General features: G+C 43.7%; 9 protein-coding genes. 3 read left to right on the forward strand and 6 right to left on the reverse strand.

Annotation, left to right across the window (positions count from 1 at the left end):
- Positions 1 to 1805: hypothetical protein (locus tag VMW01_15530; GenBank protein HUW07659.1), on the reverse strand; the 1805-nt coding region annotated here is incomplete at its 3' end.
- Positions 1806 to 2054: 249 nt separating this feature from the next.
- Entirely contained in the window at positions 2055 to 2660 is a 606-nt protein-coding gene (locus tag VMW01_15535; protein ID HUW07660.1) for a TetR/AcrR family transcriptional regulator, read from the reverse strand.
- Positions 2661 to 2975: 315 nt separating this feature from the next.
- On the opposite strand from VMW01_15535, the gene VMW01_15540 reads away from it, so the two are divergent.
- Both VMW01_15540 and VMW01_15545 read left to right on the forward strand, forming a co-directional pair.
- Positions 2976 to 3947: an ROK family protein gene (locus tag VMW01_15540; protein HUW07661.1), complete on the forward strand. Its 972-nt coding sequence runs from the start codon at positions 2976 to 2978 to the stop codon at positions 3945 to 3947.
- A 16-nt stretch (positions 3948 to 3963) separates the two neighbouring features.
- Positions 3964 to 4392 carry a pyridoxamine 5'-phosphate oxidase family protein gene (locus VMW01_15545; GenBank protein HUW07662.1) on the forward strand — a complete coding sequence of 143 codons (429 nt, stop codon included), beginning with the start codon at positions 3964 to 3966 and terminating at the stop codon, positions 4390 to 4392.
- Here the strand turns inward: VMW01_15545 and VMW01_15550 are convergent.
- Genes VMW01_15550 through VMW01_15560 form a run of 3 tightly spaced genes read right to left on the reverse strand, consistent with a single transcriptional unit; the run spans position 4387 to position 8103 of the window.
- On the reverse strand, positions 4387 to 4956 hold the full coding sequence (locus VMW01_15550; protein HUW07663.1) for a sugar transferase: 570 nt from the start codon (positions 4954 to 4956) through the stop codon (positions 4387 to 4389). The two genes, VMW01_15545 and VMW01_15550, sit on opposite strands and share 6 nt — an antisense overlap.
- Positions 4946 to 6571 (reverse strand): hypothetical protein, encoded by a 1626-nt coding sequence (locus VMW01_15555; protein HUW07664.1) that lies wholly within the window; start codon positions 6569 to 6571, stop codon positions 4946 to 4948. Before VMW01_15555 ends, VMW01_15550 begins: the two co-directional genes overlap by 11 nt.
- Positions 6571 to 8103, reverse strand: coding sequence for a sugar transferase (locus VMW01_15560; GenBank protein HUW07665.1), 1533 nt, complete (start codon positions 8101 to 8103; stop codon positions 6571 to 6573). Before VMW01_15560 ends, VMW01_15555 begins: the two co-directional genes overlap by 1 nt.
- A 185-nt stretch (positions 8104 to 8288) precedes the next feature.
- On the opposite strand from VMW01_15560, the gene cysS reads away from it, so the two are divergent.
- Positions 8289 to 9761, forward strand: a complete 1473-nt coding sequence (gene cysS / locus VMW01_15565; GenBank protein HUW07666.1) for a cysteine--tRNA ligase — start codon at positions 8289 to 8291, stop codon at positions 9759 to 9761.
- A 100-nt stretch (positions 9762 to 9861) separates the two neighbouring features.
- On the opposite strand, the gene VMW01_15570 is transcribed toward cysS, so the two are convergent.
- The coding region (locus VMW01_15570) for a hypothetical protein (GenBank protein ID HUW07667.1) at positions 9862 to 10227 on the reverse strand (366 nt) is incomplete at its 5' end.

Here is a 10227-nt window from a genome sequence, read left to right on the forward strand (position 1 = left end):
CAGAGAGGAAAAAGGAAGCTGTTTTCATGCCGAGGCTTCCTGAATTGCCAAAAGAGCGGGGTAACCGCTGTAAGGCCCCTGTCGTTATCGATGGTTTGGGAGTGTGCGTAAAGGGGAAATAGGGTGAACGATTGTCGAGTCTGGTTTTTAAAGCGCCACGCCAGCGGAAACACGCCAAAGTGGTCTCTTGCCGCATCGCGGTAGTTCCAGTATAGAAGCACCACTCGCGAAAGGCTGGTGTCGTTTGCCTCCGTTGCTCTGCTCTTTTGCCACCACAGAGGAAACAGCAACTCCCCTCGCCCTTGTTCTGTGGTAAAGCGCCAGAAGAAGGGGCTTACGGCCATATGAGAACGCTTGCCGTCATCCGATTTCCCCTTTGAATAAAACGGAATTACTGAGGTTGATTGATATTCGGGATTGTAAAAATGCCAAATAAGAGGAAAAATAATGCTTCCCCCATAGGTTGGTGTTTGCCAGTACCAGTATATCGGGAAGATAAAATTTGTTGTGTGGAAACCATCTCCAACCACCTGTTTTCGATAGCGCCAAATGGGCAGTAGCGTGTTGCTGGTGCTTTCCGGCGAACGGAAATGCCAAAATAGAGGGGTAAGCATTAAGTGTGATGCATCTCCTTGGGGTGAGCGACCTGTGGAGAAAAACGGGAGAACGGTTAGCGATGAGTAGTTGGGGTTGCTAAACTGCCAAATTATAGGCACAAAGAACCGTTGGCTGCTCTGCTGGTCTTGGTAGAACCAATAGAGCGGAAAGAGCACGAGTGAGTTGCTATGCTCATACCGGGTTTGCCAAGTTCTGCTCCACACAATTGGGAAAAGAGTATTGCTGGTGCTCTCCTCATCCTGAAAATGCCAATACAGTGGAGTTAAAACAAGATGCCGACTAACGCCATCGGGGCTGTTGCCTCTGGAAAAGAATGGTATAAGAGTAAGCGAGTGATATAGCGGGTTGGTGAATTTCCACACCAACGGAAACATTCCGGCATTGCTTATTCCCGGTCGATGCTCCGACCAGTAGAAGGGGAAAAAGATTTTGGTGGAAATGGAATCGGTTCCATGACCTATTTTTTGATCCCACCACAAGGGTAGAAATAGGTGACTGGAACTCAGGGGTGTGTGGAATTGCCAGTAAAGAGGCGTTACTGCTAAGGTTTGATTTCCCTTTTGTTTATTTACTCCTTTAAAATAGAGAGGTAGGAATATACTCGTTACGCGTTTTGGATTTTTAAATTGCCAGAAGGCAGGGAATACAACTAGGTAAGATTTTTGCGTGAGCTGGTTTTGCTGGTACCAGAAAAAGAAGAGCAGGTTATTCTCCATTATTAACCCATCGTGCGATTTTTTAACCTCAAGGAGATTTATGCGGGGGGCAAGCTCCAGCAGCGTGAAGGTTCGACTTTGCTCAAAATAGCTGTTTTCAATATGAACAAGTGAAGGGTAGTAGAGGGAGATAAACCGCCTGTTTTCTTCTTTTGCACTGCTATCGCTCCAGTAAAAAGGAATTAGATGTGCTCTCTTTTCACTTGGTGAAAAACTTCGGTAGCTACGGTAAATGGGGAATAAAACCTGCTTGTCCGACTCCTTGTCGTTTTTGGTTCTTAAAAAAATTGGCCAAAGGTTGATGTTGCGGTCACGGGTAATGCCAAAGTCGAATGACATCTTGGTGACGGAAGTATCTGCCTGGCTAAAAGCAAAAGAAGAACTTATCAGCAATATCCCCAAGAGAATTCCACTTGCTTTTGTAAGGGTCTTATGGGAGAAAAAAGCCGTAGTGTTTGTCGTTTTTTGCATATTCAACGATCAAATAAGATGCCGTGCAAAAACTTTACTAAAGGTAAGGTTATTGTTTTCTATATGCAATTACCCTATGGCTTTTCTGGTGGCTCTCGGAAATTCGGTAGGGAAAAAATTTCTGTTCAATACCCCACGCAAGTATATAGTTTTATCTCGCTAAATTTCGAAGATGTTATCCGCAAAATGGGATGTTATATCGGATTATACACAGGTTTGTTTATCCCCACCGCAATTACATTCCTTTGTCTAGCGAACGAGTAAACCGTTAAAGAGGATCTCAATAAGCTCCTCGATGTGAGCCTCCTGTTCATTCTCCTCCACACCCTCAAGGAAGAGCGGCGCTTCCAATCCCTTCATGGCCATGGCTATGGCAATGGCGGAGAGCTGTGGTTTTTGAATACGAAAAAGGCCCAGAACCATTCCATCTTTTAGAATTTCGGAGAGGTAGCCAATCTCTTCGGTGTCGTATTTTTTGCGCATCTTTTCTACAAACTCGAGCCCGGGAAACTCGTCATTCGTTTTAATAGCCCAAAAGTTGACGAGTTTCTTGATAACCTTCATGCGAGTTTTAATGAAGATAGTCAATTTCTGCTGTGGTGACGAGGAACTCCCGATGCTTTTTCGAAGCGCCTCTCGTAGCTGATCAACCTCACGCTCCACCACTGCTTCAAAAATAGACTCCTTGTTTTCGAAGTAGTAGTATATCGAACTTTTTGCTTTTCGAACAGCTTGGGCAATGTCGTCGAGAGTAGTTTTTTTAAAACCATAGCGACCGAAAAGTTGTGCTGCAATGGCAACGATCTGCTCCTTATTCTCATCCCAAGAATCTCTCCCCACTTTCTCTACTGTCATGGCTAAGTTTATTTGGTGTTCGAATCAAAAACTAAATTGTTCGACAAATATAGGAACCATTAACAATGAATAGCAATCGACAGGCCAAAAATTGTTTAGCAGCAAGATTTGCAAAGAAAAAGAGGACGGTCGTCACATTTTCACCTTGAACTTTAAAACGATTTTGAAATAAGTGCTAATTTCATGCCAGAAAAAATGCCTGCTAAATTGTTGATTTTAGACAAATTGGTTGTTTTTTGTGCAAGAAGTTACACTGTTGCTTTACAAACTCCGGCATAATAGGTATTTTCGCACTCTTGTAGCATTAAACTTGTTATGAAAGATATTACGTTAGGAATAGACATAGGTGGAACAAATACCGTTTTTGGTGCCGTTGACCTTGAGGGAAAAAGTTATTTTGAGGGGCGTATACCTACGCAGGAGTATAAATCCTTTTCCGAATTTGTGTCCAAAATTCACGAATCCTTTGAGCGCTTGGTTCAGAATATTACTTTTCCTCATCGGTTTATTGGTGTGGGAGTGGGTGCTCCCAACGGGAACTTTTACACCGGCGAGGTAAATCTCGCCCCAAATCTTCCATGGAAGGGACGCATTGAGGTGGCCAAAGAGTTTTCGAAAGTCTTTGCGTTGCCGGTATGGGTTACGAACGACGCAAAAGCGGCTGCCATAGGCGAGATGATGTTTGGAGCCGCCAAGGGAATGAAGAACTTTATTGTGATTACCCTAGGTACTGGTCTTGGAAGTGGATTTGTTGTAAATGGTGATTTGATTTACGGTCACGATGGATTTGCAGGCGAGTTTGGACATGTTATTGTTCATCCCGATGGAAGAATGTGTGGTTGCGGAAGGCGTGGATGCTTAGAAACCTATGTCTCGGCCACTGGAATTAAGCGGACGGTATATAAGCTTATCGCCGACAATCTGGAGCCAAGCAGTTTAAGATCAGTGAGTTTTGATCATCTTTCCGCTGACATGATATCAAAGGCTGCTCTTGCTGGTGATCCAATTGCTATTCAGGCGTTTGAATATACTGGGAATATATTGGGCAGCAAGCTGGCCGATGCGGTTGCAATCTGTAGCCCGGAGGCCATTTTTCTTTTTGGTGGTTTGGCAAAAGCAGGGGAACTAATAATTGACCCCGTAAAAAAACACATGGAGGAAAACCTTCTTCCAATATTCCGTAATAAAATATCAATTCTGCAGTCGGGTATTCGCGGCTCCAATGGTGCTGTTCTTGGTGCTGCAGCGTTGGCATGGAAACAGCTGGGATATAGCGTAACAAGTTAACTAAACACCGAAGCGCATGGCATTTCTCGATCCTAGGGTATTGGATTTTATTAACGAGCACTATGTGCTTACTTTGGCTACTTCTTTTGAGGAGGAGCCTTACTGCGCTTCCTGCTTCTACGTCTTTTTACCGGAAGAAAATAGCTTCATCTTCACTTCAGATAAGGAAACTCGTCATATCCGGGATGCTTCTCATAACATATTTGTGGCTGGTACGGTGCACCTTGATGCTATTAACAATGGGAATATGGAGGGAATCCAGTTTCAAGGAATTCTTATTGAACCTACGGGCGATTTGTATCAGCGGGCAAAAAAAGCCTACGTAGAACGATTTCCCAATTTTGTCATAATGAATACAACCCTTTGGGTTATTGACCTCACCTTCCTCAAGATGACCAATAATAAGTTTGGTGTTGGAAATAAGATAATCTGGAAAAAGCTATAGCATCGATCTGTTTACTAGGGCAAACCAAATTTTAAGTAGCTGAAGTTTTGCTGTTTTTAGTAGAATGGTCACATCAAGGCCTAGTCTATAGCTTGTAATATATAGAATATCCTGTTCTAGCAACTCATTGAACTCCAGTTTTCCGGATTGGGAAATTTGGCGTAAACCTGTAATTCCGGGCTTTACCTCTAGCCGTTTGCGCTGCCACTGCTCATACATTGCTACATGTTCGGGCAAGTGAGGTCTAGGTCCAACCAGCGACATCTTTCCCAAAACTACATTCAACAGCTGCGGAAGTTCATCCATATTTGTTTTGCGGAGAAATTTGGCAAATCTGTCCTTGGTTGGGATAGTTTGACGATCTATCGTACGTAGCTTGATAATCCGAAATGGTTTCCCTTTTTTTCCTATTCGCTGTTGGGTATATACAGGCGAACACCCATACCTGAGAGTAATTATAAAACCCAGAATAAACAATAGCGGAAAGAAAATAACAAGAAGAGCTGCTCCACCAGCATAGTCTAGAATGTTTTTCCAGAAGCCCATCGAATTTTTAGAAGCCATAGTTTACGCCAAGCGACACGGTGGTTTGATTTCCCAGAAAGTAATTTGGCGTATATATCCCGCCAGAATGATCGATGATATCCGATTTACACACTTCAAGAAAAATGAAGGAATCGGTTTGCAGCTGGTATTGAGCACTTAGGGTAAAAGCCTCCCGTTGCCAAACAACGTATGCCATAAATGGCAACCCTAATCTATTGGTTGTTAAGGTAGAATAATCTGGCCCTTTTCTGCTTTTCGTATAGCTCCCAAGTAGCATTAGCCCTCGATAGGGCCGAACTTCGAGCGAGATAAAAATCTCATCTGCATTGTCGGTTAGGTAACTTCCAAGGTTAAACTTATCGCTTTCGAAGGTGGTGGTAGGCTCGTAATGCTTAAATGTAAGGGGGTGGGTTCGGGTGTATTCAACCGTAAGCGCTACGTTCATAAATGGCCAGTTAGTAAGCCTCGATCCTGCTTTTATCGAATAGAAGTTGCTTTCCTCCTTTTTGTTGAACATTCTTTCCAGTGATATTTCGTCGAGGAAAAGGGTTGAGTAGAGATGGAGGTATTTAATTTGATGTGAGGAAAAGTCGAAGAACATTTGCGAGTTTTGGCCAGCATTATTGTTCATGCCGTTGAGGGTATGGTCCACCGATTTGAAAAAGAAAAGAGGTGCAAGATAGGCTGGGCTGGGTGCTTGATCGCTATACACTATTGAGTTACCAAACGAGATATCTAAATCTTTCACCGGGGTTACCGTAATAAGGTTAGCCGCAATGTACTTGGGGTGAAACACGTCCCGTTGCCCCCCGGGGAAGTATGTTGTTCGCGACGAATCAATAACCTCGGAAACCAACCATCCATGAATGTAGTTCAGCTCGGCCCACTTCACTGGCTTAATGCGCAGCCTAATAAGCGGGAATGATGGTGTTCTACCTGAAAGAATATTTGAACCATTGTATGCCGTTCCCATGACAACGTGGTCTTTACCAACCATAATGGAACCCCATGACCAGGAGTAGGTAATTCCTCCTCGCATTTCGCTATAGTCGCCACCCTTGCCTGTGATTTTGTAGTTGGCTCCCATTTGCTGGGTAAGGTAGGTGTCTTCAGAAATTCGTTCGCTTTCGTGATTATCACGTAAGCTAGCATAAAATCCCCATGATTTCCCAAGGTATCCATAGGTTTCGGCACCATTCCATCGGTGGTAAATGGTGCCGTTGGAGTTGTTAAAAACGGTGCCACCCAAAATGGGATTAATGGTTATGGAGAAAAGGGTGTCTTTGTAGTAAAGGGCATCAAAGCGACGCTTAAAATTTCTGTCGCCATGCAACTCTTTTCCAAAATCTTTAAGGTAGAAATCCAAAATCTTTTGTTGTCTTACACTCAGCATATCCCGTTTTTGCTCGGCAAGAACAAGGTATTTGGCCACCTGCATTCTCGACCAAGGTTTTACTGCGCTGTTCACCTCAATAATGTGGAGGGAGGCTAACTCTTCGAGGTAGAGGTAAACCTCCTTGTTGGCGATGTAAACAGGAATATCCTGTGCTTTGGCCGACAAAGAACTTGCTAGCAAACCAAAGAAAGTAATAGCTGTAATTACAGCGAAGCGAGAGTTGTTCTTTATATCCATTACTTGCTACGAGATCGTTTGATTATAATATTGTAAAGTGCCTTAAAAAAGTAGCGCAAGTCCGTTCTAAATGGAGCTTTCTTATGGGCATCAAGGTATTTTTCTTCCGAAGCCATAATCTCTTCGAGAGAATTGGGTAGGTCGGCATAGAATGGTGGTATCAGACCGGGTTTTGTTTGGATTCTTTTTTTCTGCAACTCAGCTGAGTATAGGCTGTAGTAGTGGGAAGATAGTGGCCGGACGCCAACAATTTTAAGGTCGCCCCGAAGAAAGTTTAGCAGCATTGGCAGTTCGTCGAGCCAAAATTTACGCATGAAACGTCCTAGAGTCGTTACTCGGAAATCGTCCTTAAACTTACCTCCAACGTCCAGCTTGTTTTTTTGGTATATGTATTCCTGAAGGTATTCGGCATAGGGATGCATGGTTCTCATCTTATACACCTTAATGGATTTTCCTCCTTTGCCAATCCTTTTGAGCCTAATTAGCGGACCGTAGGTGGGATCCAAGTCGAAGGTTGGCTTTTTTTTCTTCACTGCTGCAAACCAGAAGCGTCCGTCAAATTCGTCTTCATCCAGCACGACAAAACCGCACGAATATAACCGCCCCAATGTTTCTGCTTTGGAAATAACCCTGTTTTGGCCCCGAGTAAGGAAGAAGTAGATTTGTTTGGTAACTGGAAATTTTGGAAAAATGCGTTTTAGCACAAAGTCGAACAGATAGTAAACGTGCGAAATACCCCAAGGAAACTTATGGAGGATTCTTTTCTTGCGCAGTTCCTGTGTTTCAACGCACCCGATAAAAAATCCCTCGTGACAGAGCTTAGCATTTATTGCTTCAATGAACTTATTTATGTAACGGATATCATTGATGCGTTTTAGATTTACAATGGCGCCATACTTTTTACCAGGGAGAAGTTCTACGTTGAAGACCGTTGTTGTGCTCAAAACAGAGGTGGCACCCTCCTTAACCTCTACAAATTTTGCAATAAAATCGTAGGCATTACTGCCGGCCTCCTCTTCAATTTCCTTAACAATCTTACCAGTTCTTCGATGCTTTGTGAGTTCTGATATGTTGATTTTGGGTTCCTTAAAAGTAGTTGATATAGAGGCTACAAACTCTTCCTGCAGGTCAACATCAATGCCGGGAAGTTCTTCCTTGTGGGAAACCAGTTCCGCTAGGCCAAAGAGGATAAATTCTGCTATGGTTAGCATCCCTGACGAACTAAAAATAACAAAACGTGAAAAGCTGATTACCGGAAAAATGTTCTTAACCGCAATAAACGTTGCAACTGCTACAAGGTTCGATAGAAATACTATGGAAATGGCCCCCAATATTGTTTTATGCCTACCAATGCCATACTTGCCAAAAATAACGGCAGCAAGTTGCCATAGAAGCAGTAACGACAAGAGTGGTAAGAAGTAGGTAGAAACATAGTAAGCCAAGGATGCCGGCTTCAGAACTATCGCAAAAAGAAGCGCAAATACTTGGGCCAATATGTCAAGAAAAAAGACAATGGTAATACGCTTTAGCATCTCGTGGTGATTACCCAATTGGTGCAACAAATGTAAGCAACTAAAAGGAAATTACCCACCATATTTTAGAACACGCAGGTTTATGCCAAGAATATGAATGATTAAGCTGTGCATTAAGGGAACTCTTGAGGAAGAGGCTTTTCATGAAAACGTAAAAAGGTATACCTTTGCAAAAATTAATTTTAATGGAGCTACCTAAAATCCAACTCTACAACACCCTTTCTCGCAAAAAAGAAGAGTTTAAACCCATCAATACCCCTCACGTGGGCCTTTATGTTTGCGGCCCAACTGTTTATGGCGATCCGCATCTTGGCCATGCGCGCCCTGCAATTACATTCGACTTGCTATTCCGTTTTCTTACTGAAATTGGATATAAGGTTCGGTATGTGCGCAACATTACCGACGTTGGACATTTGGAGAATGATGCCGATGAAGGTGAAGATAAAATAGAGAAAAAGGCGCGGCTCGAAGAGTTGGAACCGATGGAGGTGGTGCAGTACTACACAAACCGCTACCATCGGTTTATGGATAACTTGAATGTGCTCTCACCAAGTATTGAACCTCATGCATCGGGCCACATTATCGAGCAGATAGAGATGGTGAAGACCATTCTTGAGAATGGCTTTGGGTATGAACGTAATGGTTCGGTATACTTCGATGTAGAGAAGTATAATAAAAAGTATTTGTATGGTAAGCTTTCGGGCCGGGTGCTCGAGGATTTAATGGCCAACACGCGCAACCTCGACACCCAGAGCGATAAGAAAAATTCATTTGATTTTGCCCTATGGAAGAAGGCGCTACCCGAGCATATCATGCGGTGGCCATCTCCTTGGAGCGATGGTTTTCCCGGGTGGCATATGGAGTGTTCCGCTATGAGCATAAAGTACCTCGGCGAGCAATTTGATATTCACGGCGGAGGCATGGACTTGATGTTTCCACACCACGAGTGCGAAATAGCTCAGAGCACTGCCGCCATGGGGCATGAGACTGTTCACTACTGGATGCACAACAACATGCTCACCATCAACGGTCAAAAGATGGGCAAGTCTTTGGGTAACTTCATTACGCTGGAGGAACTTTTTACGGGCAACCATCCGATGCTGGAGAAGGCCTATAGCCCAATGACCATTCGCTTTTTCACCCTGCAGGCACACTACAGAAGCACGCTCGACTTCTCGAACGAGGCGCTACAGGCTGCCGAAAAGGGGTTGCAGCGGATGCAAAAGGCCTACGACTCCATCCGAAAGGTAAAGCCTTCGACTACCTCCTCGCTTAAGGTTGATGAGCTGCATGCCCAATGTCTCGAGGCTATGAGTGATGACATCAACAGCCCTATTGTTATTTCTATCTTATTCGATTGGGTTCGGAACATCAACTTGCTGGTGGATGGTAAGGAGCAACTCATTGCGACCGATCTGCAAAAGTTGCAGCAATTCTTCGACCTTTGGATGGTTAAGGTGCTTGGACTTACTGGTCAATTGGAGGAGGGTGCCTCAACCGAAAGGCTCTCTGGTTTAGTTGAGATGCTACTCAATCTCCGTATGGAGGCCAAAAAGAACAAGGACTTTGCACAATCGGACAAGATTCGCGACGAGCTCACCAAGTTGGGAATCGTTGTTAAGGATAGGAAGGATGGCTTTGACTGGGAGCTGGAGTAGCCATTCTGGTTGAATCACTAAGCAAAATGGGCTGCATCATCATGTAGCCCATTTTGCTTTTATGGGTTAAATTCCTAAACTCAAAAATTGATTTGATTATCTACTGGCGCCTTCTTCTAGTTGTTTTCGCTTCCTTATTTGTCTGTTTGTTTTCTCTTGTTTGAGGCTTAACTGTTACTGGATTTGCCTTTCTGTTCTCTCTTGTTTGAGGTTTAACTGTTGCTGGATTTGCCTGTCTATTTTCTCTCATCTGAGGCTTAACTTTTACTGGTTTTCCAACCCTCCGTCCATAGTATATAGGCTTATCGGCGGGTCTTGAATTATCAATGGTATTGGGCTCATTCTCTTGTCGACGACCTTCATTGAAGTGGTTGCGCGCTTCAGGTGTTCTCACAAATGGTTTGCGAATGTTTTCGTTGAAGCCTCTTATGTTTTCTCTATCGTGACCCTTGTAGGTATTTCGATA

This window comes from Williamwhitmania sp., assembly GCA_035529935.1.
GTDB lineage: Bacteria > Bacteroidota > Bacteroidia > Bacteroidales > Williamwhitmaniaceae > Williamwhitmania.